This window comes from Caenibacillus caldisaponilyticus (assembly GCF_002003465.1).
Classification (GTDB): domain Bacteria; phylum Bacillota; class Bacilli; order Bacillales; family Sporolactobacillaceae; genus Caenibacillus; species Caenibacillus caldisaponilyticus.
In genome coordinates this window covers 70,563-96,233 of sequence record NZ_BDDQ01000002.1, presented here as the reverse complement: position 1 = coordinate 96,233, position 25,671 = coordinate 70,563, and the positions used below count along the sequence as shown (strand labels likewise).

At 49.7% G+C, this 25,671-nt stretch carries 25 protein-coding genes; 22 read left to right on the top strand and 3 right to left on the bottom strand.

Going from position 1 to position 25,671, the window contains the following annotated elements:
* The first annotated feature begins 19 nt into the window (after positions 1 to 19).
* From CCB157_RS00680 to hpf, 16 genes are all read left to right on the top strand, one after another.
* Positions 20 to 1,030: an NAD-dependent 4,6-dehydratase LegB gene (locus CCB157_RS00680; RefSeq protein ID WP_077613996.1), complete on the top strand. Its 1,011-nt coding sequence runs from the start codon at positions 20 to 22 to the stop codon at positions 1,028 to 1,030.
* On the top strand, positions 1,027 to 2,199 hold the full coding sequence (locus tag CCB157_RS00675; RefSeq protein ID WP_077613995.1) for a LegC family aminotransferase: 1,173 nt from the start codon (positions 1,027 to 1,029) through the stop codon (positions 2,197 to 2,199). Before CCB157_RS00680 ends, CCB157_RS00675 begins: the two co-directional genes overlap by 4 nt.
* The gene (neuC, locus tag CCB157_RS00670) at positions 2,192 to 3,349 is read left to right on the top strand and encodes a UDP-N-acetylglucosamine 2-epimerase (protein WP_077613994.1); all 1,158 of its coding nucleotides are present in this window, start codon (positions 2,192 to 2,194) and stop codon (positions 3,347 to 3,349) included. The genes CCB157_RS00675 and neuC overlap by 8 nt, the downstream gene beginning before the upstream one ends.
* Positions 3,346 to 4,443 (top strand): N-acetylneuraminate synthase, encoded by a 1,098-nt coding sequence (gene neuB, locus CCB157_RS00665; RefSeq protein ID WP_077613993.1) that lies wholly within the window; start codon positions 3,346 to 3,348, stop codon positions 4,441 to 4,443. Before neuC ends, neuB begins: the two co-directional genes overlap by 4 nt.
* Positions 4,416 to 5,048: an acetyltransferase gene (locus CCB157_RS00660; RefSeq protein WP_077613992.1), complete on the top strand. Its 633-nt coding sequence runs from the start codon at positions 4,416 to 4,418 to the stop codon at positions 5,046 to 5,048. The genes neuB and CCB157_RS00660 overlap by 28 nt, the downstream gene beginning before the upstream one ends.
* 2 nt (positions 5,049 to 5,050) lie before the next feature.
* Positions 5,051 to 6,100, top strand: a complete 1,050-nt coding sequence (locus tag CCB157_RS00655; protein ID WP_077613991.1) for a nucleotidyltransferase family protein — start codon at positions 5,051 to 5,053, stop codon at positions 6,098 to 6,100.
* Positions 6,097 to 6,786: an acylneuraminate cytidylyltransferase family protein gene (locus CCB157_RS00650; RefSeq protein WP_077613990.1), complete on the top strand. Its 690-nt coding sequence runs from the start codon at positions 6,097 to 6,099 to the stop codon at positions 6,784 to 6,786. Before CCB157_RS00655 ends, CCB157_RS00650 begins: the two co-directional genes overlap by 4 nt.
* Before the next feature lie 291 nt (positions 6,787 to 7,077).
* On the top strand, positions 7,078 to 7,434 hold the full coding sequence (gene flaG, locus CCB157_RS00645; protein WP_158077152.1) for a flagellar protein FlaG: 357 nt from the start codon (positions 7,078 to 7,080) through the stop codon (positions 7,432 to 7,434).
* 84 nt (positions 7,435 to 7,518) lie between these two features.
* Positions 7,519 to 9,357 (top strand): flagellar hook-associated protein 2, encoded by a 1,839-nt coding sequence (locus tag CCB157_RS00640; RefSeq protein ID WP_077613988.1) that lies wholly within the window; start codon positions 7,519 to 7,521, stop codon positions 9,355 to 9,357.
* A 394-nt stretch (positions 9,358 to 9,751) separates the two neighbouring features.
* Positions 9,752 to 10,150 (top strand): flagellar export chaperone FliS, encoded by a 399-nt coding sequence (gene fliS / locus CCB157_RS00630; RefSeq protein WP_439951299.1) that lies wholly within the window; start codon positions 9,752 to 9,754, stop codon positions 10,148 to 10,150.
* Entirely contained in the window at positions 10,150 to 10,596 is a 447-nt protein-coding gene (locus tag CCB157_RS00625) for a hypothetical protein (RefSeq protein ID WP_077613985.1), read from the top strand. The genes fliS and CCB157_RS00625 overlap by 1 nt, the downstream gene beginning before the upstream one ends.
* A gap of 8 nt (positions 10,597 to 10,604) precedes the next feature.
* Positions 10,605 to 10,991, top strand: coding sequence for a DUF8042 domain-containing protein (locus tag CCB157_RS00620; RefSeq protein WP_077613984.1), 387 nt, complete (start codon positions 10,605 to 10,607; stop codon positions 10,989 to 10,991).
* A 591-nt stretch (positions 10,992 to 11,582) separates the two neighbouring features.
* Positions 11,583 to 12,020, top strand: coding sequence for a MarR family winged helix-turn-helix transcriptional regulator (locus tag CCB157_RS17495; RefSeq protein WP_158077151.1), 438 nt, complete (start codon positions 11,583 to 11,585; stop codon positions 12,018 to 12,020).
* 15 nt (positions 12,021 to 12,035) lie between these two features.
* Entirely contained in the window at positions 12,036 to 12,698 is a 663-nt protein-coding gene (locus tag CCB157_RS00610) for an HlyD family secretion protein (RefSeq protein WP_077613982.1), read from the top strand.
* A gap of 12 nt (positions 12,699 to 12,710) precedes the next feature.
* Positions 12,711 to 14,426 carry a DHA2 family efflux MFS transporter permease subunit gene (locus CCB157_RS00605; RefSeq protein WP_077613981.1) on the top strand — a complete coding sequence of 572 codons (1,716 nt, stop codon included), beginning with the start codon at positions 12,711 to 12,713 and terminating at the stop codon, positions 14,424 to 14,426.
* Positions 14,427 to 14,823: 397 nt separating this feature from the next.
* A complete protein-coding gene (hpf, locus tag CCB157_RS00600; RefSeq protein ID WP_077613980.1) occupies positions 14,824 to 15,381 on the top strand; it encodes a ribosome hibernation-promoting factor, HPF/YfiA family in 558 nt (185 codons plus the stop codon).
* Between the two features lie 272 nt (positions 15,382 to 15,653).
* Here hpf and CCB157_RS00595 read toward each other — a convergent pair whose 3' ends face one another.
* Positions 15,654 to 16,193 carry a transcription repressor NadR gene (locus tag CCB157_RS00595; RefSeq protein WP_077613979.1) on the bottom strand — a complete coding sequence of 180 codons (540 nt, stop codon included), beginning with the start codon at positions 16,191 to 16,193 and terminating at the stop codon, positions 15,654 to 15,656.
* A 489-nt stretch (positions 16,194 to 16,682) separates the two neighbouring features.
* Here CCB157_RS00595 and CCB157_RS00585 point away from each other — a divergent pair, with 489 nt between their 5' ends.
* From CCB157_RS00585 to CCB157_RS00565, 5 genes are all read left to right on the top strand, one after another.
* Positions 16,683 to 17,351, top strand: coding sequence for an ECF transporter S component (locus tag CCB157_RS00585; protein ID WP_439951300.1), 669 nt, complete (start codon positions 16,683 to 16,685; stop codon positions 17,349 to 17,351).
* Between the two features lie 28 nt (positions 17,352 to 17,379).
* Positions 17,380 to 18,138, top strand: coding sequence for an energy-coupling factor transporter transmembrane component T family protein (locus tag CCB157_RS00580; RefSeq protein WP_238594544.1), 759 nt, complete (start codon positions 17,380 to 17,382; stop codon positions 18,136 to 18,138).
* Positions 18,135 to 18,980: an energy-coupling factor ABC transporter ATP-binding protein gene (locus CCB157_RS00575; RefSeq protein ID WP_077613976.1), complete on the top strand. Its 846-nt coding sequence runs from the start codon at positions 18,135 to 18,137 to the stop codon at positions 18,978 to 18,980. The genes CCB157_RS00580 and CCB157_RS00575 overlap by 4 nt, the downstream gene beginning before the upstream one ends.
* A complete protein-coding gene (locus CCB157_RS00570) occupies positions 18,973 to 19,776 on the top strand; it encodes an energy-coupling factor ABC transporter ATP-binding protein (protein ID WP_077613975.1) in 804 nt (267 codons plus the stop codon). The genes CCB157_RS00575 and CCB157_RS00570 overlap by 8 nt, the downstream gene beginning before the upstream one ends.
* Positions 19,777 to 20,121: 345 nt before the next feature.
* A complete protein-coding gene (locus CCB157_RS00565) occupies positions 20,122 to 20,577 on the top strand; it encodes a hypothetical protein (RefSeq protein WP_077613974.1) in 456 nt (151 codons plus the stop codon).
* Positions 20,578 to 20,744: 167 nt separating this feature from the next.
* Here CCB157_RS00565 and CCB157_RS00560 read toward each other — a convergent pair whose 3' ends face one another.
* Positions 20,745 to 21,563 carry an ABC transporter permease gene (locus CCB157_RS00560; protein ID WP_077613973.1) on the bottom strand — a complete coding sequence of 273 codons (819 nt, stop codon included), beginning with the start codon at positions 21,561 to 21,563 and terminating at the stop codon, positions 20,745 to 20,747.
* Positions 21,553 to 22,506 (bottom strand): ABC transporter ATP-binding protein, encoded by a 954-nt coding sequence (locus tag CCB157_RS00555; RefSeq protein ID WP_077613972.1) that lies wholly within the window; start codon positions 22,504 to 22,506, stop codon positions 21,553 to 21,555. The genes CCB157_RS00560 and CCB157_RS00555 overlap by 11 nt, the downstream gene beginning before the upstream one ends.
* 640 nt (positions 22,507 to 23,146) lie before the next feature.
* Between CCB157_RS00555 and secA the strand changes: the two genes are divergently transcribed.
* Entirely contained in the window at positions 23,147 to 25,663 is a 2,517-nt protein-coding gene (gene secA, locus CCB157_RS00545) for a preprotein translocase subunit SecA (protein WP_077613970.1), read from the top strand.
* Positions 25,664 to 25,671 lie beyond the last annotated feature (8 nt).

Sequence of the window (25,671 nt, the reverse complement as noted above, 5' to 3'; positions counted from 1 at the left end):
TATCATCAAGGTGATCGGAATGGATCTAACAGATAAAAAAATATTAGTAACGGGCGCCGACGGGTTTATCGGTTCACACCTTACAGAAACGCTGGTTAGACGGGGGTATAATGTCCGCGCTTTCGTTTATTATAATTCCTTTAATTCCTGGGGATGGTTGGATGAATCGCCAAAGGAAATCCGTGATGAGATAGAAGTGTTTTCGGGGGATATACGGGATCCACATGGTGTTAAAAAAGCCATGACGGGTTGTGATGCCGTTTTGCACCTCGCTTCACTCATCGCGATCCCCTATTCCTATCATTCGCCTGACACCTATGTTGATACAAATATCAAGGGCACATTAAACATTCTTCAAGCAGCCCGGGAATTGGATGTTCAAAAGGTGGTTCATACGTCTACAAGTGAGGTCTATGGAACTGCACGGTATGTCCCTATTGATGAAGCCCACCCGCTTCAGGGGCAATCTCCTTACTCCGCGTCCAAAATCGGGGCCGATCAGTTGGCCATGTCTTTTTATTATTCATTTGAGACTCCCGTTGCGATTATCCGTCCTTTCAACACATATGGGCCGAGGCAATCAGCAAGGGCTGTTATTCCGACGATTATTACCCAGCTGGCATCAGGCATGCGAAAAATCAAACTGGGTTCGCTTCACCCCACGCGTGATTTTAATTATATAGAAGATACGGTAGAAGGATTTATATCTGTCATGAACAGTGATCGTTCAATCGGTGAGGTGATCAATATCGGCAGTAACTTTGAAGTATCCATTGGTGAAACGGCGCATTATATTGCTGAGATCATGGGCGTAGATATTGAAATTGAAACGGACAATGCGCGGATTCGCCCGGAAAAAAGTGAAGTCGAGAGATTGTGGGCGGACAATCAAAAGGCCAAACAGCTGTTGGGGTGGATGCCGAAATACGCCGGTAAAGAAGGGTTTAAAAAAGGTTTAAGAAAAACCATAGAATGGTTTACAGATGAAAAGAATTTATCCCGATACAAGGCAGATGTTTACAATATATGAATGATGTTTTAATCGATTTGGCAAAAAAAATTAAAAACATTTATCCAGACAAAGATATTTTGCCGCTGCATGAACCGACTTTTATCGGAAATGAAGAAAAATATGTATTGGATTGTATAAAGACGGGATGGGTTTCGTCTGTTGGGAGATATGTCGATCAATTTGAACGGATGTTGGCCGAGTTCACCGGAGTAAAAAGAGCTGTGGCTGTGGTCAACGGAACTGCGGCGCTTCATATCGCATTAAAGATTGTTGGAGTTAAGCCCAATGATGAAGTGTTGATTCCATCCTTAACTTTTGTCGCCACGGCAAATGCGGTTGTTTATTGCGGAGCTGTCCCGCACTTTGTGGATGTTTCAGATACAACGTTGGGCATTAATCCATTTACACTTGAAAATTATTTAAAAGATATCGCGGTAGTAAAGCAGGATGTTTGTTTCAATAAAAAAACCGGCAGGATCATACGGGCAATAGTTCCGATGCATACATTTGGCCATCCCGTTGATTTAGATCCCTTGTTAGATTTGTGTGAACGATGGCATTTGATCATGGTTGAAGATGCCGCAGAATCGCTGGGTTCCTATTATAAAGGGATTCATACGGGGAATTTCGGAAAAGCTTCTGCCATGAGTTTCAACGGGAATAAAATCGTCACAACCGGCGGCGGAGGCGCTGTTTTGACCAATGATGAAAAGTTAGCCGATTATGCCAAACATCTGACCACCACCGCTAAGCTTCCCCACCCTTGGAAATATGAGCACGATCAGGTTGGTTATAACTACCGGATGCCCAATCTAAACGCGGCACTGGGATGCGCGCAACTTGAACATTTAGATGATTTTATTGATAAAAAGCGTCGACTTGTTCATAAATATGAGCGACTCATTGCGGATTATGAGGGCATTAAATTATTTAAAGAACCTCATTATGCAAAAAGCAATTACTGGTTACAGACGTTGATTTTTGATGATAAAAAGTACAGCATTGATGAAGTTTTGCAGACATTAAATGATTATCACGTGATGTCCAGACCGATTTGGAAGCCGCTCCATCTCTTGGATCCTTTTAAGCATTATCCTAAAGCGGATTTATCGGTTACGGAAAAATTACAGCATCAAATTGTGAATGTTCCTAGCAGTTCCTACTTAGGTGAAGATATCGATGGATAAAAGGAAAATATGTGTTGTCACAGGCTCCAGAGCGGAATATGGTCTTTTATATTGGTTGATGAAAGAAATACAGTCCGACCCCGATTTGGAACTGCAGATTATTGCGACGGGCATGCATTTGTCGCCGGAGTTTGGGTTCACATACAAGCAAATCGAGGAAGACGGTTTTGTTATTAACGCAAAAGTTGAAATGCTGTTATCTAGTGATACACCAGTCGGAATTACAAAATCGTTGGGTTTAGGGACTATTGGTTTTGCCGATGCACTCGATCGCCTAAAGCCCGATATATTAGTTTTATTGGGAGACCGGTTTGAAATATTAGCAGCCGCTCAAGCGGCGCTGATCGCCAAAATTCCTATTGCCCATATTCATGGCGGAGAGATAACTTATGGCGCGTATGATGATGCCATAAGACATTCGATAACTAAAATGAGTCAGTTACATTTTGTGGCTACGGAAGTTTATAGAAAAAGGGTTATTCAATTAGGTGAACATCCTAGCCGTGTATATAACGTTGGGGCCCTCGGCGTGGAAAATATTATGAAATTGCAGTTGTTAACAAAAAAACAATTGGAGCGGTCATTAGGCATTAAATTGGAAGAACCGCTTCTGTTAGTAACGCATCACCCGACGACATGGTCTCACAATCCGATAGAAGGAACGGAAGAAATCCTCGAAGCATTAAGGTGGTTTAATCAAGCCACGATCATTTTTACGAAAGCCAATGCGGACGAGCAGGGTAGAAAGATCAATGAACGATTTAATGCATTTGTCGGCGAACAACCAAATAAACGAAAGATTTTCGCTTCTTTAGGTCAATTGCGATATTTAAGTTTACTTAAGTATGCCAATGTCGTCATTGGAAATTCTTCGAGCGGTATTATTGAAGCCCCGTATTTGAAAACTCCTACGGTCAATATTGGGATGAGGCAAAAAGGGAGAATGAGACCACCTTCTGTATTTGATTGTGCACCAAGCGTTGAAGAAATCAAAGAAGCGATTAATCAAGCTTTGCATTATGAATTTAAACCAGAGATTGAATACGAGATTTTCGGGAATGGGCAGTCATCTAAAAAAATAACAAATATATTAAAATATACAAGTTTACCAATTGAACCTAAAGAATTTTATGATGGAGAGTGGGTATGAATAATTCTTTTATCATTGCGGAAGCCGGCGTAAATCACAACGGTTCATTAGACTTGGCCCGTCAATTAGTGGATGCAGCAGTCGAGGCGGGGGCTGATGCGATTAAGTTTCAAACATTTAAAGCCGAAAATTTGGTTACAAAGTCGGCTCAGCAGGCCGAATATCAAATAAGGAATATGGGAAATTCCTCATCCCAATATGAAATGCTGAAAAAGTTAGAGTTAAGTTATGCAGACTTTAAAAAGCTCAAGCAATATTGCGATAACAAAGGCATTGTGTTTTTATCTACACCTTTCGATTTTGAAAGTGTAGATTTTTTAATTCAAGAAATGCAATTAAAGACGATAAAAATACCATCTGGGGAAATTACAAACGCCCCATATTTACATAAAATCGGTTCGTATGGTGTGAAGGTAATTTTATCGACGGGGATGGCCACTAAGGAAGAAATACATCTCGCATTGGCGTTTTTAGCTTATGGCTTTGCTAAGAAAAGCGATGTATCCTTTGATAAAGTCAAACGTTTTTACCAAACAAAGGAAGCCAACATGTTGTTGAAAGAAAAAGTAAGCCTTTTACATTGTACGACCGAATATCCAACCCCCTATGAAGAAGTCAATTTGAACGCCATGGATGATTTAAAAGAAGAGTTTCATCTTCCCATTGGATTGTCGGACCATACTGAAGGAATTGTTGTACCGATTGCCGCGGTGGCCAAAGGCGCTGAGATCATTGAAAAGCATTTTACGCTCGATAAGACATTGCCGGGACCTGATCACCGAGCATCGTTAGAGCCTGAAGAATTAAAGGATATGATCCAATCGATCCGCATCGTTGAAAAAGCCCTTGGTAAAAAAAGCAAAACACCGACGGAACGAGAGCTGAAAAACAAAGCCGTAACAAGGAAAAGTTTAGTTGCGGCAAAATCAATTAAAAAAGGTGAGCGATTTACCCTTGATAATCTAACCGTCAAACGGCCGGGATCTGGCATCGAGCCCTATTATTTTTGGGATCTTATCGGTACGCCTGCTGATAAAGACTATGAAGAAGATGAGGTTATTAACCAATGTGTTCCAAACCGGTTGTTATTTTAGGAAATGGCGGACATGCCAAGGTGTTAATCGATTTGCTGCTTTTGCAGAAAAAAGACATTGTGGGATATTCAGCACCGGCTGAGGAAAACAATCCCTATCAGCTTCCCTATATTGGCGATGATCATGACGTCGTCCACAAGTTTAATCCTGAGGACATCCAATTAGTCAATGCCATTGGCTCCGTCACAAACACAAATACAAGAAAAAGAATATTTAATTTTTTTAAATCAAAAGGTTATTCCTTTTTAACCGTTGTTCATCCCTCCGCAGTGATTTCACCAAACGCCAAGTTAAAAGAAGGCGCACAAATTATGGCAGGTGCGGTTGTGCAGGCCAGTTGTCTCATTGGTGAAAATACCATTGTAAATACAAAGGCGTCTATTGATCATGATTGTAAAATCGGTAACCACGTCCATCTTGCGCCGGGCGTGACGCTGTCGGGATCTGTTTGGATTGGCGATGAAACGCATGTAGGGACGGGTGCCACCGTCATCCAAAACATTCGTATTGGAAATCATTGCTTAATTGGAGCGGGGGCACTGGTGATTCGGGATATTGGCGACAACAAAAAAGCGTTTGGAGTCCCGGCAAGGGAGATGAGATAAACATGGAAAAATGGTTAAGCCTACTTATCAAACCGGATCAAACAATTTTTGAAACCATGAAGCTTATTAATGATACAGCGAGCCAATTTGCCGTCGTTGTCAATGATCGATCACAGATTTTGGGAACGGTGACCGACGGAGATATTCGTCGCGGTATTCTGTCGGGCATCGCAATCGATGATGTTGTTGAAAGGATTATGAACAGAAATCCGGTCTATGTCACGACAGATGATTCTGAATACAAAATCATGTCGATCTTTCATAAAAAACGTTTACGCCAGATACCGGTTGTGGACCATAAAAAACGGGTTGTTAATATTTACTTTGCCGATGATTTGTTGAACCTTAAACAAAAAGACAATTTAGTCATACTCATGGCCGGGGGATTAGGGACAAGGCTCCAACCATTGACCAATGATGTCCCAAAGCCCATGTTGAAAGTCGGTTCAAAACCCATATTAGAGACGATTATTGAAAATTTTATCGAACAAGGATTTTATCGTTTTCTCTTATCTGTTAATTATAAAAAAGATATGATTATGGATTACTTTGGTGATGGTGCGAAATGGGGAATTTCAATCGATTATATCATTGAAGAAAAAAGACTGGGGACTGCGGGGGCTTTATCGCTTCTTCCGGAACCGCCAGAAATGCCTTTCATTGTCATGAACGGGGATATATTAACTAAAATTAATTTTAGAAAATTATTAGAATTCCACGAGGACTCTAAAGGGATCGCGACCTTAAGCGTTCGAGAATACGAGGTACAAATCCCATACGGTGTCATAGAGACCGAAGGATATAAACTTACAAACATCATAGAAAAGCCGAAGCAGCGCTTTTTTGTCAATGCGGGTATCTATGTTTTAGATCCCGGCGTTATTCAATATGTACCCAAAAATACATATTACGACATGCCCGCATTGTTCACTTCCTTAATCAGCCATCAGCAAACGACGAACGTTTATCCAATAAAAGAATATTGGATCGATATTGGCCAATTGGGGGATTATGAAAGGGCAAAGGTTGAATTTTCGGAGGTATTTAAATGATTAATGGCCATTCCATTCTAGCGATCATTCCGGCGCGAGGCGGCTCCAAAGGAGTATTAAAGAAAAATATAAAACCATTGGCCGGGAAACCGTTAATCGCTTGGACCATTGAGGAAGCGAAAAAATCGAAATACATCGATCGTTTCATTCTTTCTTCAGATGACCAAGAGATCATCGCGATGGCGAAACAATGGGGATGTGAAGTTCCTTTTGTTCGTCCTAGAGAACTTGCAGAGGATACAACGCCTGGAATTCAACCTGTCCTGCATGCCATGCAGTTTTTTCCGGATTATGAGTATATCCTGCTATTGCAGCCGACATCGCCTTTAAGAACACATGAGGATATCGATCGCTGTATTGAATATTTAATGGAAAATCATTCGGAATCCTGTGTTTCCGTCGTTGAGGTTGATAAACCCCCTTATTGGATGTACACATTGGATGAACAATCACTTTTACATCCGTTTGTCGAAGGGATGACAGTCGCCCGTAGGCAAGATGCAAATAAAATTTATGCCCTTAATGGGGCGATTTATATTGCGAAACGAAATTTTTTATTAAAGCACGAGACATTTGTCACAGAGCAAACCATTGGTTTTGTCATGGATAAAGAACATTCTTTTGATATTGATACGGAACTGGATTTTAAAATATGTGAATGCCTGATGAAAAGTGATGAAATTTAACGAACGTCAATACTTTAATTCTTATTGTTCACTAAATCATCAACTTACACTAAAAGTTTTCCTAATCAGTTCGCATTGAAATGAAGGCATTCTCCCTTATTTTGTTGGGAGATTGCTATTTTTGTACGCGAGGCAAGAGAAGGAATGAATAGGGTTAAGATTCTCGAACCATGGCACTTAATCACGTTTGATAGCTTAATAATTCAAATGTCAGATCAGTCCTGAAAAGCTAAACAAAACGTTCCTTCAGGCCGATATAATCAGTAGAATGACTTCACTGGAGGGAAAATCGTGGGGTTTGCAGTTGAACGAGCTTCCGGAGTGGATGTTCAAACGCTGCCGCATGTGGCTCAACTGAAGATTGCGGATCATGTTGTCGGTCCAAACTTCCGCAAGGATGAACAACAAGAGCAACCAACGGCAACCAAGGACGAATTGCGGAAGGCGGTCAACGCGCTGAACCAAGTGATGATCCCGCACCATATTGATCTTCATTTTGTTCTGCACGAGAAACTGAACGAATACTATGTCCAAGTCGTCGATACGGACACCGGAGACGTGATCCGCGAGATTCCGCCGAAAAAGTTTCTGGACATGTATGCGGCGACTTTGGAGTCCATCGGTTTTCTTGTGGACAAAAAGGTCTAAACCCGATCCGATCCTCCAAACGGAGGAGAGTCTTATCTTTCGAGATAAAATCGACAGCTCTCAAAATAAAGGAGGCGATTCGGTATGGCCGATTCGGTTTCTGGAATCAGTTCCTCGCTCACCGGCATCACTTCATCCAATCCGTTGCGCACGTTCGGCTTGGCGAGCGGTATCGACGTCGACAGCATCGTGGAAAAATTGATGGCGGCCGAGCGCATCCCGCTTACGCAGATGCAGCAGCAAAGACAACTGCTGCAATGGCAACAAGACGATTATCGTTCGATGAACAGCCTGCTCCTCGATTTGTACAATATGACCTTTGATATGACGCTGCAGTCGAACTATCTCGTCAAACAAGCGGTTTCGTCGAACGACAGCGTGGTTTCGGCGACGGCGAAATCAAGCGCTCCCAATGCGACGTATCTTCTCCAAAACGGATCGATTGCGACGGCGGCTTACAATTACAGCAACGGTTCCATTACAAGCGGCAAATACAGACTGGACGAAAACGAAAGCCTTTGGAATATGAGAGGGGCTTTTGCCAACGACCCCTTTGCCGGATTGGATCTGCAAGAACAGCAGGCGGTCGGCGAGGCGGTTGTCCAAAATCCCGACGGATCGTACAAATTGGCTCACGGCTACATCGATACGACTCAGTCGCTCACTTTCAGTGACGGGGCGAAAGTTTATTATTCCAAGGCGGACTACGACGCGGATACGACAAGCGCGAAAAAAGTGTACGTGAACGCGGTCACGGGCGATTTGACCTTTAATTATGACCCGGGATCGATCACCGCGGATTACACGTACGCGACGAACACGAACACGTCGTTTACGGTCAGCTTGCAAACGCCCGACGATAATGGCAACCTGCAAACGTACTCGTGGGCGTTCGATGGCACCAAAAGTTTGAACACCGTAATCAGCGCGATCAACGGCTCGGCCGCGGGTGTTTCCATGTTTTTTGATTCCGCCACCGGTCAGGTCTCCATCACCCGCAGCAAAACGGGCGATTACAACAAAAGTGGGGCGGAAATGATATTCACCAGCGCGTTTTTCACCGACACGCTCAAGCTGGATTCGAACAATGAACAAGGCGGTACGGATGCTACGATTACGATCAACGGGCTTACGACGACCCGCCACGACAACACGTTTACCGTCAATGGCGTCACGTTTACGCTTAAACAAAACATCACTTCACCGGTGACGGTCAGTGTAACCAACGATACGGACGGTATCTATGACAAAATCAAAGCGTGGGTCGACAAATATAACGACACGATCGACAAGATCAACGCAAAGTTGTCCGAGAAGCGCTATCGCGATTATCCGCCGCTCACCGACGATCAGAAAAAAGACATGTCGGAAGACGAGATCAATCTTTGGAACCAAAAAGCGATGAGCGGCATGCTCGCGGACGACACGATTCTCCGCGACGGGCTCTCGCAAATGCGCCTGGAATTGTACAAGCAGGTCAGCGGCCTCAGCAACACAAAGTACGATCAGTTAGCCGAAATCGGCATCAAAACGTCGAGCGATTACACGCAAAACGGGAAATTGGAAATCGATGAAGCGACGCTGAAACAGGCAATCGCGGATGATCCGCAGGCCGTCATCGATCTTTTTACCAAATCGGGCAGCACCGATGATGACACCGGTCTCATGAAGCGGCTGCAAGGTGTCATCCAAGATACGATGAACAAGGTCAAACAAAAGGCGGGCAACGATTCAAGCACCTATGACCAATATTTCCTCGGCAAGGATATTCACGATCTCGACGAGCGCATCAGCGCTTTTGAAGATCACTTAAATGATGTGCAAAACCGCTACTATGCCCAATTTACGGCGATGGAAGAAGCGATCCAAATGGCGAACCAACAAGCTTCCTATATCATGTCATTCTTTAATTCCGGAAAATAAGGTCATCTGGACTGATTAAGGTTAAGAACAAGCGGGCTCTGTAACTATTAAAAGCTAGAGTGATGCTGGAAGGCGTCCGTAGACTACATGGGTAGACCCATTGCTCCATGGATGGAATCGTCGGCGCTGGATTTACGGACGGAAAAAAGAAGAAGACGGTAAAGGAGAATTTGCTGACGGACATCGCCGCGTCGGGCGGGTCCAAGATCGGCCGTTTGTCGGTTGAAAAGGGTTTGAAGCCTATTAAAATAAGGGGTGGAGGCCATTCGCTTTTCTACAAGCGGAATGGGAAAGCGGTCTGTACGTATGGACGGATAAGCGGAGACCGATCCTCCGCCCGTTTTTTTCGCAGCTTGGCAGCGCAGGACATAACGCTGGAATGGAGGTTGTCGGCGTGAAAGCAAACCCGTATAAAGCTTATGAGCAGACGTCGGTGACGACCGCGACGCCGGGCGAGCTGACTTTGATGTTATACAACGGATGCCTGAAGTTCATTCGATTCGGCAAAGCCGCGATCAGCGAAAACGATATGGAGGCGAAAAATACCAATCTGCAAAAAGCGCAACGGATCATCCACGAGCTGATGGTCACGTTGAACATGGATGTGCCGATCGCGAAGGACATGCTCAGAATGTACGATTACATTCATCGCCGCTTGATCGAGGCGAACGTGAAATCCGATCTTGAAATTTTGAACGAAGTCGAGGAATTGGTAACAGGGTTCCGCGATACGTGGAAACAGGTCCTGCAGATCACGAAACAACAAACCCGCCGCCAAGCGGGGCAAGCGTGATGGCGGCGGATGAACGCCTGCGGAAGGCGGGCGACGACAACCGGTATGATGACGCCGCTCGAACCTTGATCTCTGAACTTTTAGAGCGGTCGGAAACGCTTTACAAGTTGCTCCAATCTTATGAAACGCGAAAAGCGGACCGGGACGCGTTTATCCGCGACGTGCAACGGTGTATCCGCGAACGGCAAACGGTGATCGACCGGGTGAAACAGGCGGCGGATAGAGCCGGAGCGGCTTTTGCGGAACGGATGAAAAACGCGGATCCCGCGGCCGCCGAAAAAATCGTCGCGATGGAGCGGGACATCCCGAACCTTTTAAAGTCCGTGATGGACGACATTCAAAGCGATCGCCAGCGTTTTCACGCGCAACGCAGATTGAGTCAACATTATCGCCGGCCTTTTCAAAATGCGGCGCGAGAAGGGATGTTTCTGGACAAAAGGAAGTAGGGCACATCATGTTACACAAGGAATCCCAACTCACTTTTGTTAGACAATATTTGGAACTCCTCAATACAGTAGAACAAGCTTTTAATTATGTTGAAAACAAACCCTTGTTTGAGCAGGCGGATGCGCTCCACCTCATCATGCCTGATTTGTGGTCGAGCTGGATCCAACTGGCCGTCTCCCACGACGCGCTGTTGGATATGCTCGGCGATTCGCCTGAAATTCAGGCGCTCGTTGAACAGTTCCGCGACATGGTCGCCGATTTCAGCGAAACGATCAACGTCTGGAGCTTTAGCCAAGAAAAAATGATCCAATACGTTCTGAATCGTTTGTCCCCTTTTTATCGGGAATGGAAAACAAAAACCGAATTGATCTTGTCCCCTTTCGTCCGGCATTGAGCTGACGGCGCTCGGTGCCGGCTTTCTGTTTCACCGGATAGCGTTTTGAAAGCTATAAAAAAGCATGATAAAAAGACGACCTTTACCATACCGTACTTTGCAGCGGGGACGTTTGCCGCCTGTGCATCGCTCATCCGGCCGCTTTTTCTCACCGGACGATTCCATCCGGCGTTTCGGCTGCGCTCGGGCGATATCGGCCGTTGGCCAAAATCAGGCGGGCCATTCTTGGATAAGCCTTTCCAAAAAGGATCGTCCGACCTTATTGTAACCCTTAAGAGGGGCTTGGCGATCGGCATGACCCGGCATCGGAGGAAGCATACTGTTAGTAAGTTTCTGGACGGCACCGGTCGCGCAGCATGCCGAAATGGGTTCCCGGTGTCGCATGCTCTTGGTTTCGTCATTCTCAATTATGAGCGGCCGGGCACAAGCCAGATTCGGAATGACGAAACCGTTCAATTTAGCGAAAACCGGTCATACAAATTTGTTGACAAGAAATCTGAGAACGGTAAAATAGAAGTTGCTTTATTTCGCATAGAAAATATTCCTATGCGAAATATCAGCCGCGATTTATTTATGGAGGGAAAGCCCGCGATGGCCAGTGACGAGCTGCTGCATGAAACGATGCATTCGTTCCGTCGTGTCACAGGCGCTTTGTTTGATCTCTTGCGCGAGGAAGCGCAAAAGGAAGGGGTGACGGCCGTCCAGCTGCTCGTCCTCCGCTCCTTGCATCAACATCCCGACGCCACGCTCGGCTGTTTGGCGCAAGAATTGCTGTTAAGCAACAGCACGGTGAGCGGAGTGATCGACCGGCTCGTCGACGCCGGTTTGGTTCAAAGGAACCGGGCGGAGGGGGACCGGAGGCAATTGGCCGTGTCTTTGACCGAAGAGGGCGCGCGCATTCAAAGACAGGCGTTTTCGCCGTCTTCGTCGCTCATGCGGAAATTGCACCGAATTCTCGACATTCCGGAAGAGGAGCTTCGCCATTTGTTGCGGATTCATGATGCGATCTTAAACCAAATTCGTGGATGAAGGGAGAGAACACCGATGAAAGGTTTCCAAAAAATGCTTGTCTTGAACATTATCGTTCTTTTGGTTCTCGTTGCCGGGGGTTTTCTCGGTTACTACTATTACGATCAGTCGGTCAATTACATTAAAACCGACAACGCGATGATCGACGGACAAATGATTACGATCGCGGCGCCGGCTTCAGGAAAATTGACGGAATGGAAAGGCAGCGTCGGAAAAACGTTGGATAGCGGTGAAAAGGTCGGCACGATCTTGGCCGCCCCGGCATCCGGCTCGTCGGCTCCGACCAAGGTTGCCGTGACTTTCCCGCAAAAAGCGACGATCGTTAAGGAAAACGCGGTGAAGGATACGTTCGTTGCGGCGGGCACTCCGCTTGCCCAAGCCTATAACATGGATAAACTTTGGGTCACGGCCAACGTTGACGAAACGGATATCGATGATGTCCAAGTCGGCCAAGACGTTGATATCTATGTGGACGCCTACCCCAATGAAGTGCTGAAAGGAAAAGTGGAACAAATCGGCTTGACGACGGCCGGCACATTCTCGCTTTTACCGAATAACAATGCGAACGGCAATTACACGAAAGTCACCCAAGTCATTCCTGTGAAAATTTCGATCAATGGCTACAAAGGCATGGCCTTGAAACCCGGTATGAACGTTTCGGTGCGGATCCACAAGTAGGAGGTGATGGGGATGTCCGCGTTTTGGACGGGATACACCATTTTTTCCCTGCTTGTATTGATCGGATGTAACCTGATCTATCGGCGGGTGAAGAGGCGCCGGGATACCGGGGGAAACGGCCGTGACACGCGTATACAAGCGGAGACGGCCAATGAAGAAAACCCTGCTTCCATCAAAAAAGGGCCGATCATCACCGTCCTCATTTTGGGCGCTTTTGTATCGATCCTCAATCAAACATTGATGAACGTCGCCTTGCCGGTGATGATGACCGATTTAAACATCTCCGCGAACACGGCGCAATGGTTGACGACCGGATTCATGCTGGTGAACGGCGTGCTCATTCCGGTGTCCGCCTTTTTGATGGAAAAATTTACGACGCGGCAGCTATTTATCACAGCCATGGCCCTATTTGCGGCGGGCACTTTGCTTTGCGCCGTCTCGCCCAATTTCGCGCTGCTCATGTCGGGGCGGGTGATCCAAGCCTGCGGCGCCGGCATCATCATGCCCTTGATGACCAACGTCTTTTTGACGATTTTTCCGGTCGAAAAACGCGGCGCGGCCATGGGAATCATCGGCTTGGCGATGATTTTCGCCCCGGCGGTCGGCCCGACCTTGTCCGGTTACATCGTCGAGCATTATACCTGGCGGGTTCTTTTTTATATCGTGTTCCCGTTTGCGCTGTTGGACGTATTTCTCGCTTTGGCTTTGTTGAAAAACGTGACGAAACTCACGTATCCGAAGTTGGATTACCTCGGCATCGTTTTATCGACGATCGGGTTTGGCGGCATTCTTTATGGCTTTAGTGAAGCGGGCAATCACAGCTGGAGCAGCACTACCGTTATCCTTCCTTTGATCGTCGGTTTGCTCGCCCTCGCCTTGTTCATCTGGCGGGAGTTTGCGGTCGACAGGCCGATGCTGGAATTCCGCGTGTTCAAATACGGGATGTTTTCCTTGGCGGCTTTCGTCAATGCCGTCATTACGATGGCGATGTTTGCCGCGATGATCCTCCTGCCGATTTATTTGCAAAACATTCGCGGGTTCACGCCGCTCGAGTCGGGGTTATTGCTTCTCCCCGGCGCGCTGCTCATGGGTCTCATGAGCCCGGTCACCGGCATTATTTTTGACAAAATCGGGCCGAGGGCCCTCGCCGTTGTCGGCTTGTTCATCACGACGGTGACGACGTACGAATTTACCCGGTTAACGGATGAAACGCCGTATCGCTGGTTGCTTGTCCTTTATTCACTGCGAATGTTCGGCATGTCCATGCTGATGATGCCGATCATGACGACCGGATTGAACGCGTTGCCGCAGCGGTTAAACGCGCATGGGACAGCGATGGTGAACACCTTGCGGCAAGTGGCCGGGTCGCTCGGCACCGCTTTTCTCGTCACCGTGATGTCGAACCGGACGGATTTCCACGCGGCCGCTTATGCCGACGTGATGACATCGAATAATCCCGGATTTTTGGAAAAATGGCAAACGCTCAGCGCGGTGGCGCCCGGCGGACAAAACGGGGCGACCCAAATTTTGTACGGCCTGGTGATGAAACACGCGACGATTCAGGGGATTAACGACGCCTTTTTGTTCGCCACGGTTTTGTCAATCATCGCCCTCGTCTTTTCGATCTTCTTGAAAAAGACCCGTCCTCCAGAAGACGATGGTGCCGTGGCTGAAGAGAAGCCGTCAAGCGACCAACCCGAGCGGTTGCGCCCATCATTGCAGGACTAAATGAATCAAAGAAAATAGGACCGCCCCGCCCGTGAATCGGTTTTAAACGGCGGGGCGGGTTGCGGCCGCCCCCTGAAAAGCCGGCCTGCTCTTTTGCGCCGCCTTCCATAGTGGAGGCGGCCGCTTTTTTTTGTGCTTGCAGGCGCATGGGCGTGTCCGTAAAAAAAGTTTGATCGCGATGTGCACGGCCGCGTATGAAATCAGGAACGCCTTTCAATAATGCAAATAACCGTTTTTTTGCAGGGAAAGAAAAAACGCGCGGCACCGCTTCCAGCGCGTGTGACGGACGTCACTTCTTTGAAAGCTGAAATCGCTTATAATTTTCGCAAACGATAGAGGGATAATGAACAACCGTGTCGAATAGTATGAATATAAACTGCAAAGGAGGAGTTCCCCGATGGTGGTCAACATCCGCGGCGAAAATCTTGAGGTGACGACCTCGCTCCGTAATTATGCAGAGAAAAAGCTTTCAAGGCTCGAAAAATATTTCGATGCTCCGCTCGATGATGTGCGCGTAAACATGCACGTGCACAACAACGAGCAAGTGGTCGAGGTCACGATCCCGATGCAAGGCCTTCTTTTAAGGGCAGAAGAAGGGCACGAAGATATGTACGCGGCGATTGATCTCGTCATCGAGAAACTGGAGCGGCAAATCCGCAAGTATAAGACGAAGATCAATCGCAAGAGCCGGCAGTTTAACGGGGACCTGAAAGCAGGATCATACGGCGTCGAAGGGGCCAACGCCATCCAACCGGAAGTGGAAGAAGAGCCCCAATTCGAAGTCGTTCGCAAAAAACGCTTCAATCTGAAGCCGATGACCGTGGAAGAAGCCATTTTGCAAATGGACATGCTTGGTCACGACTTCTTCGTTTTCTCCAATGCCGAAACCGGCGAGACGAATGTCGTCTATCGTCGAAAAGACGGGAAATACGGGTTGATTGAACAAGAGGCTTAAATACTATAAATGGAAATAACGGATGGATTCGATGATAGGAGCGATGAACGAGCTGAAAGCCGACGGCCGGGTTTGCCCGCCTCGGCTTTTTCATATTGGATAGGGGATTCGTGGGAGAGCCGGCGTCCCTGCCACCTCACGCTCGATGGGTTCGTTTAACGGCTTTTTTCGGGTTGGATCGATCATAAAATATTGATCAAGCGTTTGACATAAATATAAACCAAGTGTTCTTTTCATGAACAACGGGCTGCCGGCGCAGATCGCAACGGTCTTTATTCCAATAAAAAGCCGAGTTTTTTCAGCGCAGCGACGGCCTGATCCATCCGCTCCGCGGAATCGGCTTCGAGGGTATGCAGGTGGATGCCGCCGGTCAGGTCAGACAGCAGCGCCGCTTTTTTTGCCGCGAGTTCCGCCAAAAAATCGTCGACGTCGCGCCGGTTTTGCAACATTAACGACCCCGTCAAATCGCCGTAAAGCGGATGTTCGACGATGACGTTTTTGACGGTCACGCCGTAGTCGACCAATGTGTATAATTCTTTTTTGGTGTCCTCGGGACGGTGGCGGACGGCGACGACTTTGGTCATTCGTTCGTTGGTTCCGTTCTTTTTCAAATAGACATAACCGCGGGACGTCGCGATGATCGGTTCGCCGCTCGCCTTGAGAAGCGAGATGTCCTGCACGATGACTTGGCGGCTCACGTTCGTTTCGTCGGCGAGCGCCCGTCCCGTGAGCGGTTGATCGCTCGTTTTCAGCCGCGACAAGATGTAATCGCGCCGTTCTTTTCCAAGCACTTTATCGCTTTTATCCCGCATGATTTTCCCTCCTGAGATCCAAACGCCTGCCGCAATTCTTCCTAAAGGGATAGCAGAGATGCACAAGTGAACCAATCGGCACGCGGTCATCGCATGCATACGGATTGCGAAAGTCTGCCGTCGGCCGGTTATGCAAATCGGCAATGCCGATCTTTCAAAAATTATACCGAAAACCGCGCGACATTGCATGCGATCGTCCTGATCGCCGCACGGCTTCCCATCATCCTTTGCACGATAAAAAAAGATTGTCAAAGGTGCGTTTTTATGTCAATATAAGTGACAAGACAATATATATGTCATGACGCCTGTCGATCCAAATTGACTTTATTTCCGCCGTCCGTTGCTTGCTGTCGCCATACGGCGGGACTGAGGAAAGCGCAATTACCCGATGTCTTGGAGTGCCAGGGATCCGGAGGCGGCGCTTGAAACCGCCTATGGATCGACAAAAAATCACGTCGTTCGCCCTTCGGTGGGCGGCCGGGTTTGATCGTGGAAAGAAAAAGCCATTCCACATTTGACAACAAGAAGGACAGCCATAAAGAAAAGGGGTTGGAAACGATGAAAACCAGCATGTGGAGCTTCAAATTGTCCACCGCTTCGCTCGTCCTCATCCCGGCGGCCGTCGGGATCAATTATATCGGCAAGATGATTGCCGGATTCCTGAAGCTGCCGCTTTGGCTCGATGCCATCGGTACAGTGCTCGCCGCTATGATTGGCGGCCCCGTTGTTGGCGCGCTCAGCGGTGCGATCAACAACATCATTTACGGTTTGACGCTCGATCCCATTTCTTTTGCTTACGCGTTCACGAGCTTGTTCCTCGGATTGGCGGTGGGCGCCATGGCCTATAAAGGCTGGATTGAAAATGCCGGCAAAGCCTTAATCGTCGGGCTGGTTGCCGTCTTGGTGGCGAGCGTCGTGTCGACGCCCATTAATATCATTTTTTGGGGCGGTCAGACGGGGAACGTCTGGGGCGATTCCTTGTACGCCGCGCTCATCGCCCATCACTTTCCGGTTTGGCTATCCTCGTTCCTTGACGAATGGGTCGTCGATGTGCCCGACAAAATCATCACCGTTTTCATCGGTTATTTGATCTTCCGCGGCCTGCCGAAGACTTTCCTGCAACAATTCGATCGACAAAACCATACCGATGTCCTTTAACGCTGGACGGTGAGCCTTTTTGAAAGCTATGAGCTTATACGTTGACCGCCCTTCCGTCATCCACCGCTTGGATCCGCTGACCAAGCTTTGTTATATCGCGGCCGCCGTGACGGTCCCGTTTATCTGTCCGGTAAAGAGCGTGGCGCTCCTCGTCGCGGCCGTCACGTACATTTTACTGGCAGCGGGTCGGGTGGTGACGAAAGTGTTGCCGCTGCTCGGGTTCGTCGCGCCCGTTCTTTTGTCGATATTCATCATACAAGGGATGTTCATGCCGGACAATCATGCGCTCGTCTTCCGCATTGGGCCCCTTTATTTTTATAAGGAAGGCTTAAGTTACGCCGCCTTGTTGAGCTTGCGCGTCATCGGCATCCTCGGGGCATTTTCTCTTCTCGTCCTGACGACCAAGCCGTCGGACCTTATTCAAGCGCTGATGGAAAAAGGCTTGCCGCCCGAGATCGGCTATGTATTGAACGCGGTGTTGCAAATCATTCCGCAAATGGCGAACGCCTTGCAGCGGATCACCGATGCCCAGCGCGCTCGCGGGCTCGAGACGGACGGCCGTTTGCTCGACCGGATCAAAGCCTTTTTCCCGCTGATCGGCCCCGTGGTCATGAACGCTTTTGTCGAAACGAAAGACCGCGCCATGGCCCTGGAAGTCCGCGCTTTTAACAGCAAAACCAAACGCACCTTTTTGCATGTGAGAAAAAAGCATCCGGCGGACGTCGCGTTGCGCATCATGTGTCTTGCTGCCATTATTTTGGCGGTTGTTTGGAGGCTGGTGGGATGAGCATCATTAAAGCGGAAGCCTTGCGATACAAATATCCGATGCAGGATGAACTCGCTTTGGATCATCTTTCGTTTTCCATCGACAAGGGCGAGTTCATCGGCATCATTGGCGAAAACGGGGCGGGCAAATCGACGCTCTGCCAGGCGCTCAACGGATTGGTTCCGCATTTTCACAAGGGCGCCTACGGCGGGACGGTGACCGTTGCGGGGAAAACCGTCCATGAGACGAGCGTCGGCGAACTTTCAACGATCGTCGGCATGGTTTTTGAAAATCCCGTGGTGCAGATCACCGGGGCGAAGCTGACAGTGTACGAAGAAATTGCCTTTGGCTTGGAAAATCTCGGCTTGCCGCGGTCAACCATTATCGAGCGGGTCGACGAGGCGATCGAGCTGCTGAATCTCGCCGAGGTTCGCGATAAATCGCCGTTCGCCCTATCCGGTGGACAAATGCAGCGCGTGGCGATCGCTGGCATGATCGCCATGCGTCCGGAGATCATGATTTTTGATGAGCCGACGTCGCAATTGGATCCCCAAGGGGCGACCGAGGTGTTTGAAGCGATCGAAACGTTGAGCCGAAACGGCGTGACCGTTCTCGTCGTCTCGCATCAAATGGAACGCTTGGCGCGGCATGCCGACCGGATCATGCTCATGCACGGCGGCCGGCTCGTCGCCTTCGACACGCCGGAGCGCCTTTTTGCCATGGATTTTTCCGGAATCTCCGTCCGCCGGCCCGTATACACGGAGATCGTTCGAACCGTTCAGAAGGCGGGCGGAATATCCGCCGAAACGGTGCCTGTTACGCTGGAAGGCGCCGCCGAATGGTTGGTGAAACATCGTGGCTGAAATTAGAGTCGATCATGTCTTTTTTTCTTACGACAAACGGACGGGTTGGGCGTTGAACGACGTCTCTCTCGATCTAGGCGGCGAATCGACGGCGTTTATCGGACAGAACGGCGCCGGCAAGTCGACGCTCATGAAACTGTTGAAGGGCTTATTGGTTCCTGAGCGGGGCGACATTTTGATCAACGGCAAGAATACGAAGGATACGAGCGCCGCCAAACTCGCCGGCGAAATCGGCTTGATCTTTCAAAACCCCAACGAGCAAATTTTCAAGCATAAGGTTTTTGATGAAGTCGCTTTCGGTCCGCGGCGCATCATGGATGCGCGAGAGGCGGAAGCCCGCACGGCGGCGGCGCTGCGGACGGTTGGCTTGTTTCATAAGAAAGATGTAAACCCGTACGATTTGAGCCTGTCGGAGCGGAAACTCGTCGCGGCGGCTTCGGTGCTTGCGATGGATACGGACATCGTCATTTTTGATGAACCGACGATGGGGCAAGACGAAAAAGGCATCCGAACGTTAAAGGCGATCCTTGAGGATTTGAAGGGCCAAGGCAAGCTTGTTCTCGCCGTTTTGCACGACATGGCGTTTGCCGCCGAATGTTTTGAACGCATCGTCGTCATGGCGCACGGCGAAATCCTCTTGGACGGTCCGCCTGAAGCCGTCTTCGCAAATGAAGAGGCGCTCAAAAAAGCAGGCGTCGAACCGCCGCCGGTCATGCAGTTGGCGATTCGGTGCGGGTTCACCGAACGGCCCGTTACAAAAGAGTCTTTTCTTCGCCTTTATTATGAACGGAGATAAAAACAGCGGGGGGCACAGAGCTGCGCATTGGTCATGGACGGAAAAAAAGCATGGCAACGGGAAAGGCGCGCGGTCTTCGGAGCAGACGGTTTTGCGGCCTAAACAAACCTGGTCTCATAATCAACCGATGTCGATGTTCGGCCGGCATTTCCTCTTATAGCTCGGGGGTTCCGATTAAAACTTTTGGTATAATGATCAATGATGGACGTCTTTATCGCGGCGGGCGATGGCGCCGCCGGATCGGACGGTGCGCAAAATGCCGATAAAAGCTTCGCCATCTTGAATGTCCAGTCGTGACGGGAAAGGAAAACATCCCGGTCATAGATAGAAAGCGGGTCATGCTTTTTGAAGAAAACGATTTTGCCATTCTTCATCGTTCTTTTGATTGTTGCATGGGCATTGATGATTCCGTTGTTTATCAATTACGCGCTTCTTTTCGGATTGTCGCGCTTTCCGTTTTTGGGAATTTCGATTCCGACGCGGGGCGCGTTGATCGTGTTTTCGGTCGCCATGTCGTTTTCGGTCATTGTCGCCTACCCCGTCGCCGTTTTGCTTGATCTCTTCTTGTCCCGGTTGAAAAAGGCGAGAGGGCTCGTTGAAGCGATCACGGGTTATCTCTTGCTGGCGGGTTATATCTCCTTGATCGACTTGCTTATGGCGGATGTTTCGCTCTCCGTTTTGGGAAGATTGGTCATGGCCTGGGTTTACTCGGTTATCTTTGATCTGATTGATGTATTGGCGCCGAAGCTGGAAGCGTTGGCGAAAAAGCCGGGTGAAGAAGACGAAGACGAGGCGCAATAAGAGGACCGGTCCGATCCGGAAGGCAGGCGCTTAGGTTTCTCTTCGATGTACAGGGGCGGCGGCCGGCTTGAACGCACATAAAAACATAGGAGGCAAGCCCGTAAGATGTGCTTTCGTCTTGCGGGCTTGCCTTTTGTTTTTGGGAACCGATCCCGGCTTCGGTTTGGTCAGCGTTCCACGCGCCATTCGACGAATCGGTAAATCACGAGGAACGACAAGATCACGTAGCCGCTCAACACCGCGGTGTTCACGGTCACCGCGTGCGTCCAGCCGTGGATGAACAAGTCGCGAAAGGCGTTCGCCACGTACGTCGTCGGGAAGAGATAGCTGAGCCATTGCAGCATTTTCGGCAGCATCTCCATCGTCACCATGACCGGCGACAGGAAGCTGATGACCATGAGCAGCGTTTGCGCGAGCAAATTGGTGAATTGGTGGTTCGGCGAAACGAACCCGATCATCGTTCCGATGCCGACACAGGCGAGCATCGACAGCAGGAAAACGGGAATCAGGCCGAAGCTGTAGTGAAAATGGATGCCGTAGATGAGCTGGCCGATCGCGGCGATGATGACGACCGATGGAAATGACGTCAGAAAACCGCGCAGAAAAACGGCGAGAACGAAATTGAGCTTCGAAATCGGCAGCGAGGCGTAATAGACGAAATGCCCTTGATGCTTTTGCCAAGAGATTTCTTGCGCCAGCGCGTTGATGCCCATGACGATGACCGCAAAGACCATGTTGCCGACGATGATGCGGATCATCGCTTCCGGCGTCGGATTTACCGTATAAAATTTTAAAAACAGCAACGTTGAAAAGGGAAACATCGAGGCCATGAAGAAAATCCAAATCCACGATTCGCGGATTTCCGCAAACTGAATGCGGAACAAAATCCATATTTCGTTTAGCTTTTGCCGGATGTGCTGGGCTTCGGCGGCCCGTTCACCGTGAGGCTGAACGGCTTCTTGGACGAGCGGGCGTTCAGTTCCCATGGGTGAGCGCCTCCTTTCCGCCGAGATGGAAATAGACGTCTTCGAGGCTCGGCGGGATCAGCTTGTATTCCTCGCAGGCGATGGCGTCGCTCTGTTCGATGATTTCGCTCACGATCGCGCTCGCTCGATGTTTATCGACCATCAGGCGCAGGCGGTTTTCGCTCAGGACGATGACTTCGCCCCATTTTTTGAGCGCGTTTTCGGTTTTTTCCCGTTCGCCGAAACGGGAGGTGACTTCGATGCGCAGGCGTTGATCGACGAGCTGTTTTAATCTGCCGACGGTGTCGATGGCCAGCAGTTGGCCGCGGTCGATGACCATGACGCGATCGACGACCTGCTCGGCTTCCAGAACGTTGTGGGTGACGAGCAAGACGGTGACGCCGCGCGTTCGGTTGTATTCCAAGATCAAATTCCAGACGAGGCGGCGGTTCTCCGGATCGAGCTCATTCGTCGGCTCGTCAAGGATGAGCGCCTTCATGTCGCCGATCAAGGCGGCCGCGATGCCGACGAGCCGCTTTTGCCCGCCGGAGATGCGCTTGAGCAGCTTGTGTTGGACGTCGGTCAGATGGAGCTGCTCTAACAAGATATCGGCTTCCCGTTCCGCCGCGCGCTTTGGCATGCCGCGCAACCGGCCGGTAAACGTGATCACTTCGCGCACTTTTAAGCTCGTCAGTGCGTGCGGTTCTTGCGCGTAGTAGGAGACGAGCCGGGCGAGGCGGTTGGTTTGTTTAAAAATGTCCTTGCCTTCGAAGCGGATTTCCCCCGATGTCGGTTTGATATGGCCGACGAGCTGCTTGATCAGCGTCGATTTTCCCGCCCCGTTCGGCCCGAAAACCCCGAGGATTTCGCCCTGTTGCACGGTAAACGAAATGTCGCGATTGGCGCGCACTTTACCTTTTTTGTACGTTTTTTCGACATGGGAGACTTCATAGAGGATCGGCACGTCGTTCCCTCCTTGCAATGATTGGTGAATCGTTCTTCATGCGGATGCGGTCATGTGAAGGCGCTTCCGCTGTTCTGTTATTTAGGCGCCTCTTTGCTTGCGGAATTCGTGATTTTATATTAAGGGTTCCGGTCTCCGAAAGTGATGGCCCTCCGGTTCGTTTTTTTCTCCGCCTGCGGTCGGATTTTTCCAGCAAAATTTGATCGCTGCGCGCCGAAAAGCGCTCGGTCCGTTGCCTCGGCGGGTGAAGCATGTCTGTGGACGCGCCGCGCCGCAAGGATTAAAATCGATAAAAAACGTACCGATGGCGCCGCCGTGCGGCGAACGGGATATCCTTCACCGGGCAACGCCGCGGCCGTCTTTTTCGCGCAAATGCTCAGCCTTCCTCGCCGCGGTTTTCCGACGAACCTCCCCATCTTTCGCGAACCCGCCCGCCATCCGTTGCCTTCCATTGATTGCGGCTGTTTCTTAAAATTGTTAAAATGGTAGAGTGATTTGTACGATACGGTCGGTCGCTCCCCAAAGCGGTTCGAATAAATATGTGATCCCGAAAACGGCTTTCGATCCGTTCAAGCGGGTTTCAAACCGTTCTTTCTCTCAAAGCAAGGAAGTCTGCCTTTTACGATAAACGAGGTGTATAATAATGGGTTTATTAAAAAAACTGCTTGATCCGAGCCAACGCCAGCTCGCGAAAATCAAGCGGATCGCCGATGAAATCGACGCCATGGCCGACGACATGAAGAAGCTTTCGGACGCCGAACTGCGCATGAAAACGGAGGAATTTAAAAAGCGTTACGCCGATGGCGAATCATTGGATGATCTCCTCCCCGAAGCCTATGCGGTCGTCCGTGAAGCGTCGACGCGCGTTCTCGGCATGACGCCGTTTTATGTCCAATTGCTCGGCGCGATCGTGCTGCATCAAGGCAATATCGCGGAGATGAAAACCGGTGAAGGGAAAACCTTGGTCGCCACAATGCCGCTTTACTTGAACGCGCTCACCGGGGAAGGCGTGCATCTCGTCACCGTGAATGAATATCTCGCGCAACGCGATGCCGAGCAAATGGGCAAGCTTTTCAACTTCCTCGGCATGAGTGTGGGCTTGAACGTTTCCAATCTTTCCCATGAGGAGAAGAAGGCCGCTTACCAAGCGGACATCACGTACGGGACGAACAACGAATTCGGCTTCGACTATTTGCGGGACAACATGGTGCTGTATAAAGAGGAAATGGTGCAGCGCCCGCTCAATTTCGCGATCATCGACGAAGTCGACTCAATTCTCATCGATGAAGCCCGCACCCCGCTCATCATCTCAGGCAATGCGGAGAAATCGACCGCCCTCTACACGCAAGCCAACCAATTCGTCCGCTTGCTGAAAGAAGGCGAGGATTATACGGTCGACTTAAAAACGAAAACGGTGCAACTCACCGAAGAGGGCATCACCAAGGCCGAAAAATATTTCAAAATCGACAACCTGTACGATTACAAGAACGTGTCGCTCAACCACCACATTCATCAAGCGCTGAAGGCGCATGCGATCATGCGCCGCGACACGGATTACGTCGTTCAGGACGGCGAGATCGTCATCGTCGACCAGTTTACCGGTCGTCTCATGCCCGGACGTCGCTACAGCGAAGGCCTGCATCAGGCGATTGAAGCGAAGGAAGGCTTGCCCATCCAACGCGAATCGAAGACGCTTGCGACGATCACGTTCCAAAACTATTTCCGCATGTACAAAAAGCTGGCGGGCATGACCGGGACGGCGAAAACGGAAGAAGAAGAATTCCAAAGCATCTACAACATGGATGTCATCGAAATTCCGACGAACAAGCCGGTGCGCCGCATCGACAAACCCGATCTCATTTTCAAAACGATGGAAGGCAAATTTAAGGCCGTCGTCAATGAGATCGTCCGCGCCCATAAAACGGGGCAGCCGGTGCTCGTCGGGACCGTTTCCGTCGAAACGTCGGAACTTTTGTCCGACATGCTTAAAAAACGCGGCATTCCCCACAACGTTTTAAACGCGAAAAACCATGCGAAGGAAGCGGAAATCATCGCTCAGGCCGGCCAAAAAGGCGCGGTCACGATCGCGACGAACATGGCCGGCCGCGGGACGGATATTAAGCTCGGCGAAGGCGTGAAAGAACTCGGCGGTTTATACATCATCGGCACCGAGCGCCATGAATCCCGCCGCATTGACAACCAATTGCGCGGCCGCGCCGGGCGGCAAGGCGATCCGGGCGTTTCCCAATTTTATCTGTCCTTGGAAGATGAATTGATGCGCCGGTTCGGTTCGGAGCGGATGCAGGCCATGCTGGACCGCCTCGGCATGTCCGACGACCAACCGATCGAAAGCAAATTGGTCACGAGATCGGTGGAATCGGCGCAGAAACGGGTCGAGGGCAACAACTTCGACGCCCGGAAACAGCTGCTGCAGTTTGACGACGTCATGCGGCAACAGCGCGAAATCATTTACAAACAACGTTATGAAGTGCTCGATTCCGAGGATTTGAGCGAAGATATCAAAGCGATGATGAAATCGGTCATCGAGCGCAACGTGCAGGCGCACGCGGGCGACGACGAACTTCCAGAGGAATGGGATTTGAAGGCCATCGTCGATTACATGAACGCCAAGATTTTCGACGAAGGCGAAATCACGGTCGACGATTTGAAGGACAAGGATGCCGACGAAATCGTCGATTGGCTGTATGAAAAAGCCGTCGCGAAATACAAGAAGAAAGAAGAAGCCTTCTCTCCTGAGCAAATGCGCGAGTTTGAACGCATCATCTTGCTCAGGACCGTCGACATGAAGTGGATGGACCACATCGATGCGATGGAACAGTTGCGCGAAGGCATCCACCTGCGCGCATACGGCCAAGTCGACCCGTTCCGCGAATACCAAATTGAAGGCTTCCGGATGTTCGAAGAAATGGTGGAATCCATCGAAGAAGACGTCGTCATGTACATCATGAAGGCCGAAATTGAAGAAAACATGCAAAGGCAAAAAGTAGCGGAAGGCGAAGCCGTCCGGCCGGGTGCGGACGGCGGGGAACCCGTGAAGAAAAAGCCGATCGTCAAAGGGAAAAAAGTCGGCCGCAATGATCCGTGCCCGTGCGGCAGCGGGAAAAAATATAAAAATTGCCACGGCCGGTTTGCTTGAGGTTTTCC